Origin of the sequence: Tolypothrix tenuis PCC 7101 (assembly GCF_963874875.1) — a bacterium.
GTDB classification, from domain to species: Bacteria; Cyanobacteriota; Cyanobacteriia; order Cyanobacteriales; family Nostocaceae; genus Aulosira; species Aulosira tenue.
Genome location: NZ_CAWNJS010000003.1, coordinates 58186 through 81583 on the forward strand (window position 1 = coordinate 58186; position 23398 = coordinate 81583).

Annotated in this window: 25 protein-coding genes and 1 pseudogene; 13 read left to right on the plus strand and 13 right to left on the minus strand. The window is 38.9% G+C overall.

What is annotated here, in order from left to right:
* Window positions 1-24: 24 nt before the first annotated feature.
* From AACU25_RS35530 to AACU25_RS35545, 4 genes are all read right to left on the minus strand, one after another.
* The gene (locus AACU25_RS35530; protein WP_096585081.1) at window positions 25-4872 is read right to left on the minus strand and encodes a CHAT domain-containing protein; all 4848 of its coding nucleotides are present in this window, start codon (window positions 4870-4872) and stop codon (window positions 25-27) included.
* A 50-nt stretch (window positions 4873-4922) separates the two neighbouring features.
* Window positions 4923-5681 (minus strand): DUF1822 family protein, encoded by a 759-nt coding sequence (locus tag AACU25_RS35535; RefSeq protein ID WP_096585084.1) that lies wholly within the window; start codon window positions 5679-5681, stop codon window positions 4923-4925.
* The gene (locus AACU25_RS35540) at window positions 5678-6373 is read right to left on the minus strand and encodes a hypothetical protein (protein ID WP_096585087.1); all 696 of its coding nucleotides are present in this window, start codon (window positions 6371-6373) and stop codon (window positions 5678-5680) included. The genes AACU25_RS35535 and AACU25_RS35540 overlap by 4 nt, the downstream gene beginning before the upstream one ends.
* A gap of 113 nt (window positions 6374-6486) precedes the next feature.
* Complete coding sequence (locus AACU25_RS35545; protein ID WP_096585091.1) at window positions 6487-6747, minus strand: HNH endonuclease; 261 nt, start codon at window positions 6745-6747, stop codon at window positions 6487-6489.
* Window positions 6748-6976: 229 nt separating this feature from the next.
* Here AACU25_RS35545 and AACU25_RS35550 point away from each other — a divergent pair, with 229 nt between their 5' ends.
* The 10 genes from AACU25_RS35550 (at window position 6977) to AACU25_RS35590 (ending at window position 12378) form a co-directional block, all read left to right on the plus strand.
* Window positions 6977-7153 (plus strand): hypothetical protein, encoded by a 177-nt coding sequence (locus AACU25_RS35550; protein WP_190445661.1) that lies wholly within the window; start codon window positions 6977-6979, stop codon window positions 7151-7153.
* 45 nt (window positions 7154-7198) lie between these two features.
* Window positions 7199-7720 carry a hypothetical protein gene (locus AACU25_RS35555; RefSeq protein WP_096585095.1) on the plus strand — a complete coding sequence of 174 codons (522 nt, stop codon included), beginning with the start codon at window positions 7199-7201 and terminating at the stop codon, window positions 7718-7720.
* 27 nt (window positions 7721-7747) lie between these two features.
* Window positions 7748-8296 (plus strand): GNAT family protein, encoded by a 549-nt coding sequence (locus AACU25_RS35560; protein ID WP_096585098.1) that lies wholly within the window; start codon window positions 7748-7750, stop codon window positions 8294-8296.
* Window positions 8297-8307: 11 nt separating this feature from the next.
* Complete coding sequence (locus AACU25_RS35565; protein ID WP_096585101.1) at window positions 8308-8847, plus strand: hypothetical protein; 540 nt, start codon at window positions 8308-8310, stop codon at window positions 8845-8847.
* A 321-nt stretch (window positions 8848-9168) separates the two neighbouring features.
* Window positions 9169-9468, plus strand: coding sequence for an HNH endonuclease (locus AACU25_RS35570; RefSeq protein ID WP_096585104.1), 300 nt, complete (start codon window positions 9169-9171; stop codon window positions 9466-9468).
* A 134-nt stretch (window positions 9469-9602) separates the two neighbouring features.
* Window positions 9603-9770: a hypothetical protein gene (locus tag AACU25_RS37105; protein ID WP_479688193.1), complete on the plus strand. Its 168-nt coding sequence runs from the start codon at window positions 9603-9605 to the stop codon at window positions 9768-9770.
* 96 nt (window positions 9771-9866) lie between these two features.
* Window positions 9867-10469 (plus strand): siphovirus Gp157 family protein, encoded by a 603-nt coding sequence (locus AACU25_RS35575; protein WP_096585107.1) that lies wholly within the window; start codon window positions 9867-9869, stop codon window positions 10467-10469.
* A 429-nt stretch (window positions 10470-10898) separates the two neighbouring features.
* Window positions 10899-11348, plus strand: coding sequence for a hypothetical protein (locus tag AACU25_RS35580; protein WP_096585110.1), 450 nt, complete (start codon window positions 10899-10901; stop codon window positions 11346-11348).
* Between the two features lie 183 nt (window positions 11349-11531).
* Entirely contained in the window at window positions 11532-11900 is a 369-nt protein-coding gene (locus tag AACU25_RS35585) for a hypothetical protein (protein WP_096585113.1), read from the plus strand.
* Between the two features lie 259 nt (window positions 11901-12159).
* On the plus strand, window positions 12160-12378 hold the full coding sequence (locus AACU25_RS35590) for an A1S_2505 family phage non-structural protein (protein WP_096585120.1): 219 nt from the start codon (window positions 12160-12162) through the stop codon (window positions 12376-12378).
* A gap of 5 nt (window positions 12379-12383) precedes the next feature.
* Here AACU25_RS35590 and AACU25_RS35595 read toward each other — a convergent pair whose 3' ends face one another.
* From AACU25_RS35595 to AACU25_RS35605, 3 genes are all read right to left on the minus strand, one after another.
* The gene (locus AACU25_RS35595; protein WP_096585123.1) at window positions 12384-13064 is read right to left on the minus strand and encodes a phosphatase PAP2 family protein; all 681 of its coding nucleotides are present in this window, start codon (window positions 13062-13064) and stop codon (window positions 12384-12386) included.
* A gap of 110 nt (window positions 13065-13174) precedes the next feature.
* Window positions 13175-13918, minus strand: coding sequence for a COG4705 family protein (locus tag AACU25_RS35600; protein ID WP_096585126.1), 744 nt, complete (start codon window positions 13916-13918; stop codon window positions 13175-13177).
* Between the two features lie 148 nt (window positions 13919-14066).
* Entirely contained in the window at window positions 14067-14819 is a 753-nt protein-coding gene (locus AACU25_RS35605; protein ID WP_096585129.1) for a COG4705 family protein, read from the minus strand.
* A 394-nt stretch (window positions 14820-15213) separates the two neighbouring features.
* Here AACU25_RS35605 and AACU25_RS35610 point away from each other — a divergent pair, with 394 nt between their 5' ends.
* Complete coding sequence (locus AACU25_RS35610; RefSeq protein WP_096585132.1) at window positions 15214-15708, plus strand: PepSY domain-containing protein; 495 nt, start codon at window positions 15214-15216, stop codon at window positions 15706-15708.
* Window positions 15709-15840: 132 nt separating this feature from the next.
* Window positions 15841-16290: a DUF2127 domain-containing protein gene (locus tag AACU25_RS35615; RefSeq protein WP_096585135.1), complete on the plus strand. Its 450-nt coding sequence runs from the start codon at window positions 15841-15843 to the stop codon at window positions 16288-16290.
* Between the two features lie 30 nt (window positions 16291-16320).
* Here AACU25_RS35615 and AACU25_RS35620 read toward each other — a convergent pair whose 3' ends face one another.
* The 6 genes and pseudogenes from AACU25_RS35620 to AACU25_RS35645 all read right to left on the minus strand — a co-directional run.
* The gene (locus tag AACU25_RS35620; RefSeq protein ID WP_096585138.1) at window positions 16321-17553 is read right to left on the minus strand and encodes a HAMP domain-containing sensor histidine kinase; all 1233 of its coding nucleotides are present in this window, start codon (window positions 17551-17553) and stop codon (window positions 16321-16323) included.
* A 95-nt stretch (window positions 17554-17648) separates the two neighbouring features.
* A complete protein-coding gene (locus AACU25_RS35625; RefSeq protein WP_096585139.1) occupies window positions 17649-18323 on the minus strand; it encodes a response regulator transcription factor in 675 nt (224 codons plus the stop codon).
* 108 nt (window positions 18324-18431) lie between these two features.
* The gene (locus tag AACU25_RS35630) at window positions 18432-18668 is read right to left on the minus strand and encodes a hypothetical protein (protein ID WP_321206610.1); all 237 of its coding nucleotides are present in this window, start codon (window positions 18666-18668) and stop codon (window positions 18432-18434) included.
* A gap of 85 nt (window positions 18669-18753) precedes the next feature.
* Entirely contained in the window at window positions 18754-18984 is a 231-nt protein-coding gene (locus tag AACU25_RS35635) for a hypothetical protein (protein WP_422641129.1), read from the minus strand.
* A 53-nt stretch (window positions 18985-19037) separates the two neighbouring features.
* A complete protein-coding gene (locus AACU25_RS35640) occupies window positions 19038-20612 on the minus strand; it encodes a group II intron reverse transcriptase/maturase (protein WP_096585142.1) in 1575 nt (524 codons plus the stop codon).
* A gap of 550 nt (window positions 20613-21162) precedes the next feature.
* Window positions 21163-21543 (minus strand): annotated as a pseudogene (locus tag AACU25_RS35645) (hypothetical protein); the annotation flags it as partial.
* 199 nt (window positions 21544-21742) lie between these two features.
* Here AACU25_RS35645 and AACU25_RS35650 point away from each other — a divergent pair.
* Entirely contained in the window at window positions 21743-23380 is a 1638-nt protein-coding gene (locus AACU25_RS35650; protein WP_096585145.1) for an AAA family ATPase, read from the plus strand.
* Window positions 23381-23398: the final 18 nt, after the last annotated feature.

A 23398-nucleotide genomic window follows, 5' to 3' on the forward strand; every position in this document is an offset into this window, starting at 1 on the left:
TGAATACTTCAGAGATTGCAGTTATCAATTTAACCCGGAACAGGTGAAAGCTGCCCAATAATAAGGATGAGAGAAAGGTTTAGATTCTCGACAAAAAAGTTCTAAATCTTTTTTTGCTTGATAAATCAATTTTCCGATTTTGTCGTATTTTTTGTATTCTTCATTGCATTGTTCATATAATAGGGAACTATGGGAATAGCTATCCCGTTCTTTTTGAATTTTTTTACGCAGCGTGTCAGTTTCCTTGCCTTTCTGCGTCAAAAAATAACTTAACTTAGGTTTGTAAATAGTGGTAAGAGTTTCACCTGTAAGGGTACGCAGTTCAAATTGAGCTTGTCTGATTGATTGCAGTCGTTTATTCCCCTGATGTCGGGATTGATAGTAAAATACTGAAAAGAGTGCTGTTGCCAAGTCATTTACTGCCCAGAGTGTACTGATAACACTTTTAGCACCAGCACAAAGGAAAGCTGTTGAAAAAGTGAGAATATCGTCAGTTATTTCAGTCACACTTAAACCAGTTTCACAGCAAGATAGAAATACATCTTCTAACTGGGGATTGCGCCAACTTGGAGTTAATAACTGACTTAATGTAATACAGCCATCTCCTAAAAATAATGCGGATTCTAGAGGATTATCGAGCCGCGAGCGCGCGTGATGACTAGAATGAATTACTTGGACTTTTTGTATCAGTTGCCGATAGTTGCTGACACTAGCTTCTTGACTACCTTTTAAACGTTGATGATTGGGAATATTATATAAATTTGCTAGTTGTTCTCCTTCCCAACTAGCGTAGGGTAAATCTTCAGTAGCATCTTCAACAATACCGTAATTCATAAGACTACTTACTGTGGGGCGGTTGTGACAAAATTCTAAAATTTGGCAGCTAGGAACATAACGAATGATAAATTTATCCCCCAAATATTGATTTTCTCCAATTGGTAAAGCAGCAAAAGGAATTTGATGTAATGCCAGATGAGGAATAAGAATCAATTCATCAATATTTTTCAGATGTTGTGCAATTAAATCATTTAACTTTAAGACTTCAGCTAGTTCTGCTATTAAAAAAATAAATTGCTCTTTCCAAGTATCTTTGTGATGAACATATTGCCCTAACCAGTGAGTTAAAATAGATTCTTGTAAAGTCTCAAATCCTAAGCCAGTGCAAGTGTGCAAAGTAATTTGACTCTGCCGGATGATAAAGATATGAGTGTCATTCGAGGTAGTATAAAAGCTCAGGATAGCTGTGGTGGGTAGGTCAATTAACTGCTGTATGGATGATAAATTCATAGGGTTTACTTGAATTTGACCAGCCAGGACAGGATCTAGACGGCGCATTTGTTCCCAAATTTGCTGTTTGTCAGCTTCCAAATCTGCAATTATTTTGTTATGAGCTTCGATAGCAGCACGGTTCTGTGGGCTTTTACCGAGTTTACTACCATCAAAGTTACTGCTATTATTATGCTGTCTTAGTTCATTATCAATTTGCCGCTGTATAGCTTCAAAATCTTGTAAATACTGTTGAATTTCATCAGGAATTTCACCATCTGAATAAAGGTCATTACTGGCAATTAAATCTACGAGTCGTTTTGAGCGAGAACGTTCGACATATTCAACAGCTTTATTCAGTTGTTTATTATTAATACAAGCTTGCACCATATTTTCATAAACATGGAGAGAATCAGCTAAGATTTCTTGACGGCGTGATTCTAAACTTGCCCAAGTGCGACTGGTTTCTACAGCTTCAATTGCCACACTATAGCCCCTAATCGCTTCAGCCCAATCACCAATGTTAAAAGCAGTGTTTCCCAGGGTTTGTCCTACTTTTAGGCATTCATTAGGGAAAGCGGTGGGAGTGAAGATTTTTAAAGCTGAACGATAACAGCTAATCGCTTCTTCTATTTGCTCTTGTTCTAAGAAGACATTTCCTAGATTCAGATGAGCCATAGCCCACTGTCGCGGAAATTCTTCTTTGGTTAAGACTTGTAAAGCTGATTGATGAGCAGCGATCGCCTTTTCTAAATTTTCGCGCCTATCCCCATGAATTCGGTGAAGATAGGCATTAGCTAAATTCATGTGTACTTCTGCCCAACCTTGGGGGAAGGCTGCTTTTGTGTAGACTTGTAAAGCAGATTGATTAGCAGCGATCGCCATTTCCACATTTTCTGCTGCATCACCTCTGAGTCTTTGACGATAAGCAGAGCCAATGTTGAATTGAGTTTGCGCCCAAAGTTCCGGGAAGTCTTCACGAGTACGAATGGAAAGAGCATTTTGATAACAAGCGATCGCTTTTTCTAAATTCTCAGCCTTGTCACCGAGAATGCGATCGCGGTAAACAAGACCTAGATTGTTTTGTATTTGCGCCCATTGTTCAGGATCTTGATCGTATGTGAAAACCTGCATCGCAGCTTCACCAGCCTGAATTGCTAGTTCTGCATTCTCTACTTGATCGCCACGAATTCTATAACCATAAGTAATGACCAAACTATTTTGAATTGTTGCCCAGAGTTCAGGAAACTGTTCACAGTTACACACTTGCAAAGCATTGTGTAAGTAAGACAGTGATTGTTCCAGGTTTTCTGCTTGCTCACCCTTTATTCGACGGTGGTAAGCATTGCCCAGCATACTTTGACACAGACACCATACTTCTGGTGAATCTTCGTAAGTCAATACTTTAGAGGCAAGTTCATACCCTGTAATGGCAATCTCTAAATTATTCGCCTCACTACCCTGTCGAAATTCTTTAATCAGAAGGCTCAAACCTACAAGGCTTGCAGCAAGGTCTTGTGCATATTCTGGCGGTGCTTCAGACAGCATAGCTTCTGTCTTCAAACGCAATACAGTCGCAAAGCGTTCATCAAGTTTGTGTTTATTTGCTTCCAGTAATGGATATACAACAGCTTTAGGATTGTCTAGGTTCTTGAAAACTGCTTCAAATAGCTGAATCTGAAATAGTTCGCGGCTCGCATCTTCAATCTGTTCCCATTGTTCAGGAAAATCTTTCTTAGTAAAAACACTAGCCGCTACCTCATAACCTGTAGCAGCAATTCTTAAGTTAATTGCTGTATCGCCTTGGGGAAACTCCCGAATTAAATTGCTAAAACTTAAAGTAGTTGCAGCAAGTTGAATGGCTTGCCCTGATGTCATCTCTTTGCAAACATCCTCAAGCCTTTGCAAGTAATGAACAAATTGTTCGTCTAATTGATTCAGGTTATTTTCTAGTATTTGATATACAGCTTGTGAGTCACCATTGCTTTCGCTCGTTGCTTGTAATACCTGCTCAAGAAATTGCGAATTTAAGGAAATTTGTTGAATTTCATTACTATCTAAAAGATTTAAAAGGTGTTGATAACCAGAACGTTCGGCATACTCACTGGCTTTATCTCGTTGCCCATTAGTAATGCAAAATACCACCATATTTGTATAGGCAAGTATCTCTTCTGGAATCTCTTGTTGATGAGAAATACCTGCCCAAATTCGGCTTTGATCAACAGCTTCAATGGCAACGGCATAACCTGCAAAAGCTTCTGTTTTCATGCCAGCAGCCAAGGCTGTTTTACCTAAAATTAATCCGGTTTGTATGCAATCTCTGGGGTAATCGGTAGGAGTGAACACTTGCAAAGCAGCGCGGAGACAGTCAAGTGCCTCAGTAATTTGACTGGCTTCATAATAGGCATTTCCCAGATTGCTTTTTGCTCTTGCCCATCGTTCAGGATAATCAGAAATTGTGTAAACTTCTAAAGCATTAATATATGCTGAAATTGCCCTTTCTAAATTCTGTTGTTTATTGCCTAGAATCCTTCGAGTATAGGCAGTGCCAAGAGTAAATTGACTACTAGCCCAATAATAGGGTGATGTGGAACGGGTACGTACTTGTAGTGCTACTTGATAGCAAGCGATCGCCTTTTCTAAATTCTGTGCCTTATCACCTTGAATTCTAAAAAGGTACGCATTGCCCAAATTATTTTGAAGGCTACCCCAAAGTTCAGAAAGTTGAGCGCGGTTAACAACTTTTAAAGCAGTTTCATAGCAAGCAATTGACTTTTCGATATTTTCAGCTTTGTCTCCTGTAATTCTGTCTGTGTAAACAAGACCAAGATTATTTTGCACTCTTGCCCACTCTTGGGGAAAACCGTCACGGGTATAGATGAGTAGGGCATTATTACAAGCAGCAATTGCTTTTTCTTGATTATCGGAGTGATTTCCTCGTATTCGATTACGGTAGGCTGGTGCTAAATTAGTTTGAATATGCGCCCAAGTTTCTGGGACAATTTGACGGTTAAAAATTTTGGCAACTGCTTCTAAACCTGTAATGCTAATTTCTAAGTTAATTGCCCTGTTTCCTTTACGAAACTGCCCAAGCGAGGTGCAGAAATCAACAATACCCAATCCTACTAATATTACTTGTTCTGTTATTGAGTCGTTGTTGAGTAGGCTAAAGTTTATCCAGTAATTAAACTGTTCATAAAAATCATCATTGAGTTGATCTAAGTTAGCTTTAAGTAGACGATCAAGGGCTTGTGGATTGCTTTTATTTTGTGAGATCGCCCACAATATTTCACCTAAAAAAGCAGGAGGTCTGATAAGATTATCTGTTGCTGAAGGCTCATCTCTATATAATTCCAGTTCCTCACCTAGCCAATGAGCTAAATTTCTCAAAAAGTAAGCAGAACGAATATCTCCTTGGTTAAACCGGATTTGAGCTACCATTTCCAAAGTTTCTACAAACCCAGCATCAACCAAGTGTGCGTGTTTCCTGAGAATCTTCATTTCCCTGCCACTAGGACAGTTGAGTAGCTGTTTAATCAGCTTGAAATAAGCTTTTTGGCGTTGAGTAAAATCTGGTAATTTTTGATAGCCGAATCCTTTAGCCATGACAATTGGATGTTTTGGGTAGTTATATACATCATTCCCAACCGCTCAAACTACGCAACATCTCCCCAAATTTCAGCTAACTTCTCCAATAGCATTTGGGCTAAATCTTGTAATTCGCTATCATCTTGCTGAATTGTTTCACGGGTAGCACCAACAGCAAGAGTATCTCCAGCTAATATTTCTCCTCCGGCGTACCGCCACTCAAATTCATCGACAGTCCGGTAAAGAAGCTCAAATTGTGCCACAATCTCTGATAAAGGTTTATTGTCTAATACAGAACGTACTTGTACTGCCACTGAGTCATCAGTTTGTAGAAAAGCGATCGCTTCTTCAAGACGGGTGATTTGCTCAATCAAAGCGTCAATAGGTTGGAGTTGTGACACTTCTAGCTGTGCAGGCAGATTTACTTCATCAAAGGCAGGTGCAAATCCCAATAGTTGCACTGAATCTAGGCTTTCCTGAAACTGTATAGCTACATAGCCAATCCGATTTTCGCTAGTGCTTGGTAATAATATGACAGTTTCTTGGGGTAAAACTGGACGGCATTCTAAAGTTCCCACATTTGGAATTACCAAATCAGCTGCATTTGATAAAGCTGCTTTTACTGGATTCCAACAATCTGATTCCTGAAAATTTGTTGGTATTTGCAACCATTTTAAATAGCTATGAACTGCGTAAACTGCTAACGCATTCAAATAAACTCGCTTACCTTTTTCTACTGTGCTTTGTTGAGCCGCTAAATGTCTGGCTCTAGAATGAATTTCTAAATCTAGCGGAACCATTAATAAAGGGGAAGTTGTACTACTCATAACGATTGCTCCTGTTTATATCCCAAATTTTCAGCAATTTTTTGCAACATTGGTTCGCATTTTCTCTTCCAATGCGAATTGACAGTTGTTCTAGGAATGCTCAAGTCTCGCGCTATCTCTGCAACTTTGTCAGGTGGTTCTTTGAGTACTAATCTTTGGCTGAGAAATTGGCAATTACACTCAACAGAAGAACGAAGATAACTATTTTTGAGCTTTTCTTCGGGATCTTGCTCAATATAAAGCTTTAATTCTAGACCAATTCGTTGCTTACTTTCTCTCTGAGAATTTTCAATTAGAGCATCCAAACCACTCAAAGTAGAATTGGGTAATTTATCTAACAGAGTTATTTCTCCAAAGTCTGAAGCAATGTTCACATCTAAGCTGAGTGGAGCATTTTTATCAGGAGAGTATAAATCTTGAATTCGCCAGCGAAGGTAACCGTTAACCCATCTCACCAAACTTTCTGCAACCGAGTCAGAATAAGGCTCAAATTCAGAAATATTATTGCTAACCCACTCGAATGTACGATTTAGGGCTTCTGGATAATCAGGATGAGAGGATTTGCGTAATCCTGGAAATTGCTGGATTTCAAGTAGTAATCGATTCATGGCTAATCGCCATTGTAGGCTCTTAGGTACGTGTTGACGTATCTGCGTAATTAAACCGATCAACTGTTGCTCTAGGTCATCCATGCCACTTTTTTAACAGGCGGTTTTTGCGATCGCTATTATGGCATTTGGCTAGATAGCGATATCTAATAATTTTCGGGGGCATCTTTTCATAAAATTCAACTGGATGCTTGTTCTTAGGAAGTTTTATTTGCCAGATCAAAAACATTTCTTAACCGTGGAGGTAACAGACTGTTACCACGGGAATTATTGCAACTGAAACAAGCCAAACGCAAATTCGAGAGACTATTAGATCCACCCAGGCTCTTGGGAAGCAAGTGTTCAATGGTTCTTTCCGATTTGGTCATTTGCTTACCACACCAGCAACAATGGTTTCCATACATTTGTAGTAGTTGGTGTCTCTTGCGACGCTTAGAGGCTGGAGACATATTAGCCATAATTCAGCTGCCTGAGTTTCAAGGTTTGAGGGTGTTCACTTGCTTAACAGGGCAGTATTAAAAAATGACGCAAAATTTTTAAGGGCGTTGTAAAAAGCAGAAACTATAGCAGTTCTTGTTTGGATGCAACGGTAGCTTATTAGTGCCAAATTAACCTTAAAAGTGTGGTTATAAACCGCACGCCAGTCGCCTCAAGTCGAGCCAATCGCTTGCCGGGGGAAGCTCCATTGTGGGGACTGGAGTAGGAAACCATGCACGGCAGTTCCTCCAGGAGAAAACCTCCAAAACCGGACTGCCGAACCGCGCTAACACCACAGCACTAGCTCGTCTACACAAACAAAATTTCCTTCCAGATAAGGTATTAGAAGCAACAGAGCGTTCTGATTATTTTGTAACTGAAAGCTAAAATTTTAATAATGTAGGGGTATATCTGACGAAGCAATGCTAGGAAATGAGCGAACTATATAAGGCTGGAATCATTGAGGTAACAGAAGCAGAAGCCGAAGATGAGGATGAAGATTTATTTGAAGTTGCGGTACATTTTGACGGCGATATTTTTCTTCCCAGCGTTGTTTTTGAAGGCAACGACCACGCATTGCGGCAAGCTAAAAAACTTTATGATTGGCTAGAAGCTAATCCAAAAGAAATTAAGGGTGAGCGACTACGTTGGCAATCATACACAGTTAATCGCGAATCTTTAAGAGAATATCCAGCTTGCTATTTACCCTATTACTACTTCAGGTACGAGCAGTGCTTAAAAGTTTCAGTTTTTGACGAGCAAAACTCCCAAGCGATCGCTTATGGTTGGTTAGAGGCTGAACCTTTACCTTACTATGTGGATAAAGAAGATAGTTTGGTAGTTCTTGGAGACATTTCAGATGATGCTGTGCTTGCTGGTTGGCATAAAGCTATTGATATACGCATTCACATTTACTCTTTTATCTACCAGTCAAATAGCAGTCACAAGCTTTAACAATCAGTTGACAATTAGGAGCTTTAGGTGCAGCGAAAAATCGAGTTAAAAAGGGGTGTTGATAATACACCTGTTGAAGCCTATCTAATAGATTTAGGACAAAAACATATTGATGATTATGTCAATGATTGGGTCGAAAATTTAAGGTTATTTACTCAAGAAGATAAATACTGGGACTGGATATTTAAATTAAGATATATTGCCAATCAAGAAAATCTTGAAGGTTATGCAGTTGAGTGCGGAAACACGACTCAAGGTTTAATGATAATAGAAACACAAATGCACGGTTCACGGTTGAATATTGGTAAGAGACTAGTTTATGTTGATGGTATTGCAACTGCCCCCACTAACCGAATTGAAATTCAGCGTCCGCCTCAATTCAAAGGTGTTGGTCAAGCACTTTTAAATTTTGCAAGAATTAGAAGTGTTGAGCTAGGGTATGAAGGTAGAGTTGGGTTGCATTCTTTACCAAGGTCTGTAGGATTTTACGAAAAACAAAATATGTTTAACTGCGGGCCTGAAGAAGAATACGATAATTTGGTTTACTTTGAGTATGGGGCATTGAGACGGAGATAAAGTAACAATTTATGAATCATCAACAGCAAAATAATAATTCTCAGGTGAATGAGCCAGTAACAACCCAAGAAGCTATAGATTTACTTTTTGGGGAAGGATGGCTCGATGAAGCTGTTCGTATCGAAGATGAAGCCAATTGCACTATTGGTGCTGGTTTGGATTGGGGTAATGCACTACCACCTTTAATGCTTAACCTTCCTTTATTTGGTCGCCTATCAACGCTGCGTGTATCACTTAACCGTGAAATCAGACTAATAATTGAAACATGGGATTTAGGTGTAGGTACAAAAGCGGCAACGGAGACTGCAAGAACACGCATTAAAGAGCGGTTACTATCTCCTGCGCCTGAGCTATTACCTCACTTAGAAGCCACCCTGCTGCAAGATGATTTATACAGTGAAGAGTTTATATCTAACCGCGAAGCTCTCAAATCGCTACTTGCAGTACTTCTTACTGATTCTGATAGAGCAGAAATTGCAGAGACAGCTGCTAATTCAGTACGCGCACAAGTTATGTCGCAGGTGAATTTTTCCGAAAAACTTTCTGCTTAAATACTCAATATAAAAACAATAATATTGCATCAAATTCATCAAAGGAGCAACCGCAAGAGTAGTATATCCTCTGCGTCAATCATTAGCTTGCTCCGCTAGAAATCCATATCGATATCAAAGACTTATATTTTATTTTTTGGCGTAACCTGCGTTATTTAATTACAATAATCAGTGCATATCTATCCTTTTTTAAAAGTCAAGAGTTCCTTAAATACGTAAATAAATTTACAAACCAAACTGAATATAAAAAATTAAGTATATTATGATAAACATTAACGATATAATCAAAATTATTTTTGTGTAACCCAAAAGGACTGATTAATGACTAGCAAAACCCGCAGTCGCTATTCTTCAAACTGGGATACTATCGCACTTGAGGTCAAATCAAAATCCGACTGGAAATGCACGCGCTGTGGTATACAATGCTTACGCCCAACTGATAAAAGAGATGGCTTAAATCGTAGAGAACGCAGTATTAAAACTTTAGTGGTTCACCATTGGAATTATCTGCCCGAAGATAATCGAATTGAGAATCTCGCGGCTTTATGCACAGGTTGTCATCTGCTGTTCCATACGCGACGACGGGGAAACATATCACCAGGACAACTATCTTTGTGGTAGAAAAGCCAGTAGTTAAAGACAAATTAATAGTAGATAGTTATGAGAAATGTAAAAAAGAAATATTATCTTTCTAAGTCAATATCACAACATTTGCTGACGCAATAACTTCATTGAAAAATTGAAGTTGTATAGACATGAAAATTACTACTAATTCTCATCTAAAAGCTAACAAAAAATTAGTAACCTCTGTCCAGCAAATTCAACAAATAAGCACCATACTAAGCGAGGCGGATTACTATGACTACGAAGCAGAATTAGCACAAGAAAAGTCAGATTACTATCACTTGCGGTACGGGTACTAGATTCAATCTCCCTTCAAGCATCACCTCTTCCTAGTAAACAAGCAGTAGCAGGTAACTAGGTAACTGCTACTGGTTTTTCATATCAAAAAGTAAATCATGACTCAAGCAATTGAACGCGAAATCAATCAACTCACGCTCAAAGAGTTAAGCTTAGATGCTGCTAAACTCTGGTCACAGATAGAAGAAGCAAGCGAGTTAGGCGAAGAAGGTAAAGTAGAACAACTCGTACAAGAACTTATGGGTGTTCAAGATGGTATCGAAACCAAAATTGATGCGATCGCCTGGGTAGTTGACCAGTTAAATCTTGACCTTGAAACCTGGGAAGAAAGAAAAGTGCGAGTAGCCGAACTCCACGATCGGGTAATTTCACGTCGTAAAACTCAACTTGAACAAATCAAGCGTACCCTGATCCATCTGCACGAGATTGGATTAATCAGTGACAAAAATGTTGGTAAGGAAAGGGTAATTGAAATCAGGGATAACCCACCCAAAGTCGCTAACTTACTAGTAGAGGTAGATGATCAAGATTTTCCTGATGAATTTAGAGTTATTAAGTACCAAGCTAATAATAAGGCAATTCTTGAAGCCTATAAATCTGGTAAAGATATTAGCGATGTTGCTGAGATAACTATTGGGAAACAGGTACGATTTAAGGTGCAATCAGCTACTAAGGGGCGCAACAAGAAAAACCACAACTAATGGCATACGCCTCAACCATGTAAATCAAACACAGGTATATCCCATCATTTTACAAATATATCATCAAATGGTTAAGAGTCAAATCTTAATCATTTTTATTTTTTTAAAAAAAATACCTCAATTTTAAACTTATTAAAAAAATCATCAAACCTTTGCTTAGATTTAAAATCAGTGAAGATATAATCGGTAAAACAGTAAATATCAATTTTAGCAGCAGTAATTATGTGCCGGTCTAATTACAAATATTGTTATGATAGCTTGGTAAATTTAACATTATTTGGTGTAGTTCAATAATTAATTGCAATTTATTATGTATTTTATAATTTCCAACTATCAAGATAATAATTCAAACTAGCCTTAAGTTTAATCTTAAGGTATGCAATCACCATAAATAAAAATTAAATATTAGCTATCGGGAGCCACCTTCAAATGTCATATCATCAAAATCGAAATATAGTTATCCGTAACGCTATTATCAACAGTTTGTTTATTATTTGGTGTTTAATTTGGCGTACTGGTTTGGGGCTAACCTTTTTCATCATATATGCTTCTCTTGGCTACATATATAACTGGCCATTCTACCTTCCAATTTCGATTATTTTGGGATTTGTCCCTTGGGGCTGGAAAGTGCAAGAAGAAAGAAGGATTAGAGAAGAAGAACAAAAAATAAGGAATTTGAAAAATAAAATTGGAGATGGTGTTATCTATGCCAAAGCCGAATCAAATGTCGAGATAAATTACAGAGGAGTTATCTTCCTTAAATCAGTACTTGGTCTATTTGTTAGCGGATTTTGGGGAATAATACTTGGCTGGAAAGCTATTTTGGGAATGATACTACAGTTAGTTGATAATATTAGAACAGTTGTTAAATATATGTAGAGTGGCATCTTTATTTAAGTAAACCAAGCGTAAGATATTTCACTACTATTACACCATTAATTTATTATCGGATCTTTACTTCAGAGTAAATTTTCACAAGCTAACGCTTTGATATAAATAGAAAGCTGGTATACCGCTTCATTAAATAGCCAGTTACTAGTTATATCAACAGGAGTTAAAACAATGGAATTAGCACAGTATATGCTAACAGGGCTTCTCTACATTCTTATTTACGGATTTTCTACTTTCTTCATTTTCCAATTCTTGCTAGAGATATCTATCGCTTTTGAAAAGCACTGCAACTGCACTACATCCATAAAACCCACTGTAAGTAAAATCGAAAATTTAACTGATAAATCCAAACTTCGGATATCTAACAAAAATCAAGGATCTACAAACAAACATATCACTGTTCAACAGTTAAGAAAAAGATGTTCACAAGCTGGAATAAAATGGAGTTACGCTATTCAAGTATCTAAAACAGGCAAGAAACGACATCTCAATCGAGAAGAAATGTTAATAGCTCTAAACCAGATTAAGCAGTCAGCATAATAAAAATATAAACTGATAGTAATTAATTCTATTATCAGTTTATATAAAATGGACAAGTATTGTATTTGTTGGCGAAGAAAAAATTCTAGTAAAGACGCATCACCCCTAATTTTCAATCATCCAAATTCTAGACAAGAAGCAATGATAAGAGGTGATTATGGAGAGATGGAATTATGGGATAACCTAACTGCTGCTCAAGCAGAAGTAAAAAAATTTAACCACAGATATCCCAATCTTTTCTTTTGGGTAAAAGAACCAAATGTCAAATAATCATCCCTACAAAATTATTCCTGATAGAGTTATCAAACTAGCAGAAAACCAGATTTTTGTATTTGGCATCAACACACAAGGAAGACATGGTGCTGGAAGTGCTTTATTTGCGCGACAGTACTGCAATGCAGAATACGGTAATCCCCAAGGACGACAAGGACAATCCTGGGCGATGGCTACGCCCGCCGCTGCCTACATATTTTCTTAAATTTTTTACCTTAGTTTTTGCAATTTAAGCATCGTCATACATATCATCAGCCACAAAAAACCGACCCCATAACCGGCAATTATGTCTGTGGGCCAATGGACTCCTAAATATAAGCGGCTCAAACCAATAGCAGCAATTAAAATAACTGTCAAACTGTAGATAACTTTGGCAAACTGAGGATAGTGAGTTGCCAACTCATAAGCAATGAAACCATAAAGCACCATAGAACCTAGTGCGTGACCACTAGGAAAACTAAAAGATGTTTCAGAAATCAAGCGATGCCAAAGTTCAGGACGAGGTTTAGAAAAAAACAACTTTAGCCCTGTATTTAAAATCAATGCCCCCAAGCAAGCAAGTACAAAAATTTTTGCATCTTCTCGATAACGTCGCCACCAAAGTAATAACAAAGTAACTCCTGCAACCACAACTACAGTTTTAGGATTACCAAGATTTGTAATGAACAACATGAAATTATCTAAGTTGGGATTGGCAAACTGATGTAGCCATAACAAAAAATTAGTATCAAATGCAAAAGCCTCTCGCTCTAAAACCTCTTCGGCTAGTTTTGCTAAAATAAAAAGAATCAGCAGACAACTAACAAGTCCAACAATACCAATAGCAGCAATTAATGTAACTAAACGAGGATGTATATAACGCAACCAGAAATGAGAAAGTTGTCGTAGCATATTTAAATGTTATTCATCGTCAAAAGACCTACCTACTGCTAGCGTAGGTCGGCGGAAATACAGTTATTAGCTAAAATGGGGAAAAATTTTTCAAAATAAGCATTCGTTTTCTACTCAAGTGGATGACGTATTTTTTTCTCCTTTTGCACGGAAAAGAAGAGGACAAGTGCTAGCAAGATAAAAGCGATCGCTGACGCATATTCCCTTGGTAGTGAGAGACCACCATTTTTGATTGGCTTAGTCAAAAAATCTCCGAAAGTGGCTCCAAAGGGGCGTGTAAAGATGAACGCGAGCCAGAATAGGAGAACATCGCTCAACTTTGTCATGTAGTGAAGGGCGATAACAACACCAATGACGCTAGCTGTCACCAATGCGCCCTGAATATAGCTTAGTCCTAAGTTGCTGGTAAGAAAGTCACCAAAAGCTGTTCCCAAACTGTTAGAGAACACCACAGCCAGCCAATAGGTTGTCTCTGCGTCTTTCCTAATGATGGGATAAACACTCAGGTCTCGATCTCGGTAGTACCAGATAGCAAGAACGCTCAAGAGACAGGCTACCAAAATCAGCGATCCCACTGCGTATCCCAGCCCGAAAGATCGATCCATCAAGTCTGAAACTTCAGTCCCGGCTGTGGTTGTGGCAACGATCGCCACCCAATAAAGGGCTGGACGATATCTATCTCCTTGAATTTGAAAAAATAAGAGAATAGCTAAAATGGCGAACGTTACAGCAAAAGCTATGTAATACCCCAGTCCAAGAGTCATTGAAATGAAGTCACCTGCGGTCTCACCGAGCGTCGTGGCGATAATCTTCATAATCCAGAAGTAAATTGTGACTTTTGCAACTTTATTCATGTATGTTTCCCAAAAAATACTAAGTCATCATTGGCAGTAAGAAAAGCTCTAAGCTATGTCCCATAGGCACTACAGCTTTAAAAGCTATTGAACAGTGAACAGATGAGTCAGGCGATCGCAAATTATCAATCTTCTCGGTCAATCGGCACTAAGGCACTAAGCCTGATTTCTTCCGCTTAAGGCTTAAGTAAATTACGAGGCTGATAATGATACAGAGGAAAAGCATACTGGTTCCAACCGTACCATAGCCAAAACCACCATTTTTAGTAGGTTGAGATAGTAAATCACCTATCGATGCTCCAAATGGACGAGTCAAGATGTAAGCTAACCAGAATGCCAAAACTGCATTCATCCTCAAGTAAAAATAACCACTAGTTATGATTGCAATTGCCGCCCCAAATACTAATGCTGATTGTGCATAACCTAATCCCGAAGCCTCGGCTAATAGGTCGCCTGTTGAAGTACCCAAAGCAAATGTCAGTAAAATAGCTATCCAGTAGAAAAGTTCTCTTTTAGCTGTGTTGATGGAGTGCATGGCTAATGTCTTTTCGCTGAAATACCAAAACGCAAAAACTGCCAACAATAGACAACTAAAAATTATGGTAGTTGTCACCAAACTAACTCCAAAATCGTCTACCAATCTATCAGTAATTAATGTCCCAACGATACTTATCAAAACGACGACTAACCAGTAACTCAGTGGAGCATACCGTTTTAGCCTAAACTGATTTATAAGTGCAATCAGTAATAAGCAGCTCATAATATATGATGTAATACTTAAACCCAAGTTGAGCGTTATTGATAAAAAATCAGCCGCAGTTTCGCCTACTGTGGTTGCCATAATCTTAATAATCCAGAAGTAAATTGTTACTTCTGGAACTCTATTTAAAATATTTACCATGATATTTGTTATCCTTGATTTTCGGTAGAAATGAAATTAGAGAATACTCGATAAACCTATTTTTCTAGCCTAAATTTAGCGTCCTTAATAACAAATCTCCTGCTATTTATCCCAAATTGATGACACAACTACTTATTCTGTCAATTTTTTCATAATTTGAATTACGTGCAGAATAATTAGACTTTACACAGCGAAAGTCAAGAAAAAGTCAAGATTTGATTTTTAATGACGTTTATTTCTGAGAAATAGACTTAAAATAGCTAAATTTTCTAATTAAAAGTGAATTATGCTATTTAATATTTAATCTACAAAATTCAATTTAATCTTGACTATATCTGAACTTTTATTACCTATCGTGAAATTACAAATCCAGAATTTTAGGGATTCTACAAGTATGAAAACTTCAACAAAAATCATTTTGGCAGTAGCTTTTGTTGGGACTTTGGGCTTTGCTGGATTGTCGAGAGTTGTAGGAGCAAAACAACCACAATCTCCAGTAGCAGTTGTACATCAGCATCATATTGCTACCCAAGTTGCCCAAGCCAGTGATGGTGATGGTGAAACAAACGATGATGTACAAGAACAGCAAGAAGCAGCAAAACTGCAACCACTAGCTAAAATTACAGCAAAACAAGCACAACAAGCTGCTGAAGCATCTACAGGAGCTAAGGCCAGTAGCGTCAAACTGGAAAATGATGATGGCAACTTAGTTTACTCTGTAAAAATTGGTCAGCAAGATGTGAAAGTTGATGCTGGTAATGGCAAGGTTTTGTATGCCGAAAATGACAATCAAGAAGATGAAAAAAATCAAGCTATTCGTCCCAAGAGTAGTATTCAAGTTTCAGAGACTGATGATGGTGAGCGCGAAACCAATGATGATGGTAAGTAAGAAACTGTTGTAGCCTAGACTAACTAAACATCTAATACATGGGGATTGTTGAAGATAACCTTCATAAATCCCTAATTTGTAGATACAAGCTCATTATAATTAAGGAAACTTTAAATACTGTGGAAAGGTGAAGTGATATCTAAGCGTTCAACTGGTTTATTAGCAATTGTAATTTATAAGGCTTTTGTTGCTTCCCTACTAGCTGTTACATCTATAGCCTTGCTATTTACCCTAAAAAATTATCAGAATTTGGCTCTGTTTTCTGAATCTTATGTTTTAGAAACTAAATTCACAATTATTGAATGGCTAATAGATAAAATTCTCAATATTAGTCCAGCAAAACTCAAATTTAGTGGAATAGCTATTGGAGTTTATGCTATTGTAACGGCAATTGAAGCCATTGGTTTATGGTATGAGAAATCTTGGGCAACACTGTTAGTTCTAGGATTAGTTGGAATTAGCATACCTCCAGAAATATTTGAATTAATTAAAGGAGTAACAATACTAAAGTTGATAGTATTTTTAGTGAATGTAGCGATATTCTTGTATTTATTACGTCATTTTCCTCTACAGAAGAAATAATATTATTTATTATTGATCGAGTTTTGGTAGTTAAGAAGCTGGTAAACGCACAGTAAAACAACTACCAACTCCTAATTGACCAGTAACAGTAATTAATCCACTGTGATTGTGGGCGATCGCTTGAGCGATTGCCAATCCTAAACCAGAACCACCAGAATTATAAGAACGTGATTTATCTGCTCGCCAAAAACGCTCAAAAACTTTGTCGATATGCTCTGGTGCAATTCCCATACCTGTATCTTGCACTTTGACATAAATTTGAGAACCGACACGAGTGGTTTTGATTTCAATCACGCCTTCTAATGGTGTGTAATGGAGCGCGTTTTCAATCAAATTAGAAAATAGCCGCGTTAGTTGAACTGAGTCACCCATCAAGTAAAGATTCTCTGTTAGCTGAGAGATCAAATTAATTTGCTTGGCTTGGGCTTGAGGTTTATAAAGTAGCAATAAGTTTTCTAAGATTGACGTTAAATTGAGACTATTCCAATCCCCATTCGGAACTTTATCCGTACGTGCCAAGAACAGTAAGTCTTCTGTGAGGCGAGTCATCTGGTTAGTAGCACTGGCGATCGCCTGAAACTTTTCTGCATCTTTTGGCCCGATTTCCATAGGATATTCTAACGGTAACTCAGCATTAATTTTGATTGCCATTAAAGGACTACGTAGTTCATGGGAAGCATCAGCAGTAAACTGTTTGAGCCTTTGAAAACTCTCCTCAATAGGTTGCATCGCTTGACGAGTTAGGAAAATGCCACCAATCCCACTAAGAACCAAAGTTATAAGAATTCCACCGCCTAATCCCCAGTCTAATTTTTTGAGAGTTTCATCAAATTCTTCTAAAGATTGACTCACCCTCACATACCCAACCAACTGATTATTGTCGCTATCAATAATTGGTATAGTTGCAGCTTGGATACGAACTTTGCCGCTCTGAACTTCTACCATTTTGCTTGGTAATAATGGTGAGTTTAAGACAGTTTTTCCTTGTTGAGTAACTAAATGACCTTGAGTATCAAACCACTGTAATGCTTGATGACGAGCAATTAGGTCTTGTGGATGAAAGTCACTTTCAACTTTCAGGCGACCTGCCTCAAATTCTATATTTGCAGCTGCACCTTGTCCGATAGCTGTGAGTTTATCTTTAATTTGTTGAGTCAGACTATGAGCGAAAACAATTCGGACTGCGAGCGCAAATATTCCTAGCAGTGATGCAAAAACCACCAAGTAAGACAACAATAAACGATATCGAATTTGTTGAAACACATTTTTAGGGATAGCAAATTATTGGTTATTAACTAAAATTTAGGATGGTACACATATAAGTAATGATTGAGACCAATATTTCTAATTAAACTATTTTACTGATGTCGTAAACGATAACCAATGCCATAAACATTTTCAATTAAGTCTTCTGAAATTCCAGCAGCTTTGAGTTTATTCCGCAAATTTGTAATATGAGTTTTGATACTTCCTTCCCCGGAAGATTTATCAAATTCCCACAGCTTGTCAAAGATTGCTGAACGAGTCACAACTTGATTTGGATGTCTCAAAAAATACTCTAATATCATGTATTCTTTAGGCGTTAATGACATAATATTTCCTGCATAAGTAACCTGTTGGTTGGCCGGATCTAATTGCAAATCACCGTGGATTAAAATTGGTGGGCGCATCTGTGTACTTCTCCGCGCTAAAGCTCTGATACGTGCTGCTAACTCTTTTAGCTCAAATGGCTTGACCAAGTAATCATCAGCACCAGCATCGAGTCCAATAATTTTATCTCCTGTTGTATCTCGTGCTGTCAGCATTAAAATCAGAGCATTAGATGAAGCAGCACGTAAACGCTGACATAGAGTAATGCCATCTAATTTAGGCAGCATTAAATCTAATAAGATTAACTCATATAATCCTGATTGCGACCATTCCCATCCCTCAAGCCCATCGGTTGTGATATCTACAATATGGTGTTGTCGCCTTAAATACTCGGCTAATGGTTTAGCAATGCGATCGTCATCTTCAATTATCAAAATTCTCATAATACTTCATCTCTTAACTTATACAGCTTAGTAACATCAAGTTAGGAATGATTTTAGTTACAAACTTTTACAATGTTATTAATTATAAATGATTTGAATTATTGAACACTAATAACAGTGCTGCCATAATTCACCAGCTAAAATACTTGCTGGTAAAAGTGCTATGCCTACTGCTAGATTAAGAAATCCAAATGCAGTACCTCGTAATGCACCTGGAACTTTATGTGCTACCAGTGCTAACAATACGCCCTGACTCATACCCAAATGCAAACCGTACAGAGCAAACAAAACCCAGACTTGCCAAGCAGCTTGAACAAAGGCAAAGCCCAAGTAAACATTCAGCATCCTTATCAATAAATTTCAAATTAACTCAATACTGATGAACGCTAATGGCTCTCATCAAATTGTCTCGAAATACTTTTTCACATCCTTAGTTTCTTCTCTGGCCAAGGTAGCCTTGGCGGTAATCACTTTTCTTTAATCTGGAAGCTTGACGCGCAGACCACTGACGCATAGGAGTAACTTTCTCTACATGAAGTAGCTTCTGGCGATAAGTATTATTATCTGTCAGTTGGGCGATCGCACCAGCAATAAATCGAGCGCAGCGTTCTGGCTGAGATGAGACTTGGGTTGAGTCGATGAGGGATATTATTCCCCGCACCTCTCAGTTAGATCCGGACGTGCCATTTTCACGGCATCCGGCTCCCGATGTTCTTAGCTTGCGCTTTTGCTGATATGGATATAATCGTGGCAGCTTTCATGAATGGCTAGAAGGTTTTTAGTTTTCCAGTTTTGGTGGTTGTCATCAACATGATGAAGATGTACCTTCTCATCACTAAGCATTTTTAAACCACAATGTCCACATCTATGGTTTTGCCGTTTCAGGGCTTTAGAGGTATTGTTGTCGTATAACTTACTGTTGCGTTCGCTCCAATAAGTTAAATCTCCGTCATAGGGTGATTTCTCTCCTGTGACATTGATGTATTTGTTTTCGGAGTAGGGAACTTGTGGGAATGCCTTTTTAAGTAATTGTTTACAGGTATGGCAATTCTGCTTAGTTTCCTTGTTGAATACCTGGAATGCTCTGTGTTCGATGTGCCATAGAGAGAATCTCGACCCATCCATCTTGCAGAAGCGGTGGTAATTCCTCCAACCTCTAACTACCGGGGCTAATTTCTCCGCCTTTGTGGTAGCACCATAATTCGAGTTATTGACGATAGCTTTGACTTTCTTGCGAAAAGCTTTGTAGTTGTCCACTGAAGGAACGCATTTAAACTTGCCGTTGTTCTGGACTTTGAAGTTCCAGCCGAGAAAATCAAAACCATCTGTCGCGGCGGTAACGAGTGTCTTCTTCTCGCTTACCTTCATTCCCCGCTCTGCTAGGAACTGACTGATTTTGTCAAGTATAACGGTAGCATCGTCTTGAGGTCTGAGTATGATCACCATGTCATCTGCGTAGCGGACAGACGGTTCGATGATACTTTCTGCCGAGGTTTTGTCAGTAATTCTTCTATTAGAATCCCGATGGTATCTATGAATACTTTCAATCCCATTTAAGGCGATGTTAGCTAAGAGTGGACTTACCACCCCACCTTGGGGAGTTCCAAGTTCTGGAAATTCTGGGTTGACTCCGGCTTTGAGACATCGGAAAATTCCCTGTTTTATGCTCAAAGGAGCGATGAGTCTGTCCATGATGGCGGCGTGGTTGATCGTGTCAAAGCATTTTTCGATATCGAGTTCTATGACTCTCTTATCTATTCCATTAGTTTGAGAGTTTAGACTGTTGAACAATTGTCTCTGAGCGTCGTGCGCCGAGCGTCCCGTTCTGAATCCGTAACTCCTAGCATGGAAAGTTGCTTCGTGTGCTGGTTCTAATGCGTACTTAACAAGACATTGATATGCCCTGTCCGCAATAGTGGGGACTTTGAGAATCCGGGTTTTACCATCCTTTTTGGGGATGGGTATTTCACGTAATCCCTGGTGTTTCCAGTTTTTAGCTTCGGTTCTAAGTTTTTCACTTAGTTCAAACCTTTGCTCAAATGTGAGCGCGGTTTTACCGTCGATTCCCGCTGTCTTTTTCCCAGCATTTAGCTGTGTTACTTGACGGATAGCCAGTAATCTTGCTGCGGTGGATTTCAGAATTAGCTTTTGTAGAGACTTCGCTTTCCGCTTGTCGCCAACTTGAACAGCTTTATACACGCGTCTTTGTAGGCGGAATAGGTTACGGCGGAATTGCTTCCACGGTAAAGTCTTCCAGGATTCACTAGGGTTGCCTCTGTGTCTAATCATGCTCTGCTCCGATTTGTGTATTCTGAACACCTCAGACCAATTACGGTCTGTCCTACCCGAATTGAAGGGATTCCGCTGCTCGTCCAGCCTACTTAGGGTTCGACCGCCCTTAGACCTTCAATCCGTTTTTATTCGTTCCCTCGGTTGATTATTAGTTCCGTTAGGTGTAGCCACTTCAACCATTGGAATCCCCAGACTCTTGCTGCTATCGAAGATAGGATGCGGCGGGATTTATCTCCAATCAAGTCAGGCTTTGATGTTGTGTCCTGCTTTTTGCTAGGTTGCTTTTCTAGGCTATATTTCACCGTAGGAACTCCCCTTTAGCACCAGTGTCATCCCACAACGGATGTCTGATTATGCCCTGTTCCCAGCTTCGACCTCCCGAAACCGAGTCGGGTCATCGTGGGCAGATAGGGAGTCATACCTGAGTCTGGTAGATGGGACTTTCACCCATATCAGACCGAGAGTTCAACCTTTCTCTATTGCTAGATGGGGTTGGTTAGCTTATGTACGGACTGATTACCGTGATTCAGCTAACAACGAATCGCACTTCTTCTGCAAACCGGATAACCAGCCAGTTTGCATCGACAAAACACTTGTTTCTATAGTCATCCTCGCCGATACAGTGAGTAGGCTTCCCAGTTGCAAATGAGATAGGTTCATCAACTTCCAAGTCTATGTGTAAGCCAGTATTTGGTTCAATCAACAGAAAATCAGCCGTAAATGGTAGTCGATGCCCTGGTGGAAACATCACCTGCTGGGGAGAAACAATTTCACCAAAATAATGTTTGAGAACATTTTCAAACAGCCCCTCACTTGCCCCAATTGGTGCATCTCCTTGTCCAGACGGAAAAACTAAAGGGGTAAACTGTTTTCTGTCTTTAACTAACTCTGGAATAACAACGATTGGATATTCCGGTGTTTTGGCCATAACTGAAAATCGAAAAACTTGGAAAATCAGAACTCTTGGCAATTATCTAAATTCACAACACCATTACACAATCAACAAAATACTGAAAAGAAACCAACTTTTTTCTAATTTTTTGGATTTAGAAATTAGAAAATTATCAGTTATCGTACAGCATCTCTTCTAGGTAAGATTGCTTCTGATTACGCTACAAGCAACTAAGATGAAGTCTAGCTTTGAGTATCTAGAAGACCTGCTTGCGGACAATTATCCAATCATCGCCTGTGAATCTCCCCTCCAAGAACGTCACCGCTTCCTCATTCGTCTTACTACTTCCTGTGAGCAAGCAGGCAGAAAAGTCTATATATGGAATTTAAGCGAAGACAATATTAAAGAATTAGTCGTCAGCCCTGAAAATAATCTTATTTTTCAAGAGTTTAACGACTATAAACCTTCCATCAAACAAAAGACAGAAGACTATTTTCAAGTACTCAATTTTTGGAGGGTTTATTCTGGCACTGGAGTATTAATCGTTGAGAATATTTTTCCTTGGTTAAAAGAAACCATAACTAAAGATACTGAATCTGTTCTTCTATCAGAATGGATTAAGTCGTCGTTAGTTAATCTAAAATTTCATACAAACAAAAGTGATAAGACTACCATATTACTAGGAGCCAATGCCGAGATAGCAAGCGAGATAGCGGCAGAAATCCCACTATGGAGTCAAGAATTACCAGATACACAAGAAATTATTGATAATTTAATCAACAGTAATTTATTTTCTTTAATTTATACCGAACAAGACTATTTAGAAATTGCTAACGCTAGTGCTGGTCTGTATATTTCTGATATTATTTCTTGCCTAACCGATATTAGAAAAAATCATGACTTAGGAAATTCCAGTGAGATAGCAAAGCTTCTACTAGCAAAAAAAATTCAACTGCTTAACCGCTTGTATGACATCGAATTCTTACCTCCACCAAAAGTCCAACTTGGTGGGTTAGAACTCATGCAGCAGTCATTCAAAAAGTTCAAGCGATTGCTTACGCCGCGTGCCAAACAATACAATCTGCGCGTACCCAAGGGGATTATGCTTGTGGGGCCACCGGGGACGGGAAAATCACACTCAGCAAAAGCCTGTTCCCAGAACATGGGTGTTCCCCTCATTATGGTCGATTGGGGCAACTTTAGAAGTTTTGGCAACCAAGCAGAAATGAAACTCAAACGCTTGTTGCGACTGGCAGATAGGCTCAATCAAGTAATTTTGTATTTCGACGACTTTGATAAAGGCTTCGCCGGGGATGATGACCTCGCCAAACGGCTGGCTGGTCAGCTGTTGACGTGGATGCAAGAGCGCACGTCAGATGTACTGGTCATCGCATCAGTTAACCGTATGGAATGGCTGCCACCCGAACTCACCCGTGCTGGACGGTTTGACTATTTATTTAAAGTAGACCTGCCCAATAATGGGGAAAGATATAGTATCTTCAAACTGCACGCTGCCCGGTTTGACGAACGCTTTCGCAATGGCGGCGACCCCTGGAGTGAGGAACAGTGGCGCAGAATTCTTAAAGCCACCAATAGGTGTGTAGGTGCAGAAATCCAGACAATTGTAGAACGCGCCGCTAGTACGATATTCTGCGAAACCATAACAGAAGATACTTACTCAGAAAGCCAATTCCCGGCACTTGAACTAACAATCGAGGCATTACTAGAAGAACGCCGTCAGATTAACCCGCTTGCTATCCGTGAAGCCGATAGAGTCGAGTCGATGCGTAACAAAGCTGACCAACAAGCTTTACCTAGTAGCCCCCTCGATGAAAGCAAATTTGCTGTTGGCAACATTGAGATTTTCAGCTAGCACGCCTCATAAATCAAT

What these genes read in the sequence shown, in the direction of transcription:
- AACU25_RS35530 (WP_096585081.1), bottom strand. Translation starts at nt 4,872, where the DNA reads ATGGCTAAAGGATTCGGCTATCAAAAATTACCAGATTTTACTCAACGC.
- AACU25_RS35535 (WP_096585084.1), bottom strand. Translation starts at nt 5,681, where the DNA reads ATGAGTAGTACAACTTCCCCTTTATTAATGGTTCCGCTAGATTTAGAA.
- AACU25_RS35540 (WP_096585087.1), bottom strand. Translation starts at nt 6,373, where the DNA reads ATGGATGACCTAGAGCAACAGTTGATCGGTTTAATTACGCAGATACGT.
- AACU25_RS35545 (WP_096585091.1), bottom strand. Translation starts at nt 6,747, where the DNA reads ATGGCTAATATGTCTCCAGCCTCTAAGCGTCGCAAGAGACACCAACTA.
- AACU25_RS35555 (WP_096585095.1), top strand. Translation starts at nt 7,199, where the DNA reads ATGAGCGAACTATATAAGGCTGGAATCATTGAGGTAACAGAAGCAGAA.
- AACU25_RS35565 (WP_096585101.1), top strand. Translation starts at nt 8,308, where the DNA reads ATGAATCATCAACAGCAAAATAATAATTCTCAGGTGAATGAGCCAGTA.
- AACU25_RS35570 (WP_096585104.1), top strand. Translation starts at nt 9,169, where the DNA reads ATGACTAGCAAAACCCGCAGTCGCTATTCTTCAAACTGGGATACTATC.
- AACU25_RS37105 (WP_479688193.1), top strand. Translation starts at nt 9,603, where the DNA reads ATGAAAATTACTACTAATTCTCATCTAAAAGCTAACAAAAAATTAGTA.
- AACU25_RS35575 (WP_096585107.1), top strand. Translation starts at nt 9,867, where the DNA reads ATGACTCAAGCAATTGAACGCGAAATCAATCAACTCACGCTCAAAGAG.
- AACU25_RS35580 (WP_096585110.1), top strand. Translation starts at nt 10,899, where the DNA reads ATGTCATATCATCAAAATCGAAATATAGTTATCCGTAACGCTATTATC.
- AACU25_RS35585 (WP_096585113.1), top strand. Translation starts at nt 11,532, where the DNA reads ATGGAATTAGCACAGTATATGCTAACAGGGCTTCTCTACATTCTTATT.
- AACU25_RS35590 (WP_096585120.1), top strand. Translation starts at nt 12,160, where the DNA reads ATGTCAAATAATCATCCCTACAAAATTATTCCTGATAGAGTTATCAAA.
- AACU25_RS35595 (WP_096585123.1), bottom strand. Translation starts at nt 13,064, where the DNA reads ATGCTACGACAACTTTCTCATTTCTGGTTGCGTTATATACATCCTCGT.
- AACU25_RS35600 (WP_096585126.1), bottom strand. Translation starts at nt 13,918, where the DNA reads ATGAATAAAGTTGCAAAAGTCACAATTTACTTCTGGATTATGAAGATT.
- AACU25_RS35605 (WP_096585129.1), bottom strand. Translation starts at nt 14,819, where the DNA reads ATGGTAAATATTTTAAATAGAGTTCCAGAAGTAACAATTTACTTCTGG.
- AACU25_RS35610 (WP_096585132.1), top strand. Translation starts at nt 15,214, where the DNA reads ATGAAAACTTCAACAAAAATCATTTTGGCAGTAGCTTTTGTTGGGACT.
- AACU25_RS35625 (WP_096585139.1), bottom strand. Translation starts at nt 18,323, where the DNA reads ATGAGAATTTTGATAATTGAAGATGACGATCGCATTGCTAAACCATTA.
- AACU25_RS35630 (WP_321206610.1), bottom strand. Translation starts at nt 18,668, where the DNA reads ATGCTGAATGTTTACTTGGGCTTTGCCTTTGTTCAAGCTGCTTGGCAA.
- AACU25_RS35640 (WP_096585142.1), bottom strand. Translation starts at nt 20,612, where the DNA reads ATGATTAGACACAGAGGCAACCCTAGTGAATCCTGGAAGACTTTACCG.
- AACU25_RS35650 (WP_096585145.1), top strand. Translation starts at nt 21,743, where the DNA reads ATGAAGTCTAGCTTTGAGTATCTAGAAGACCTGCTTGCGGACAATTAT.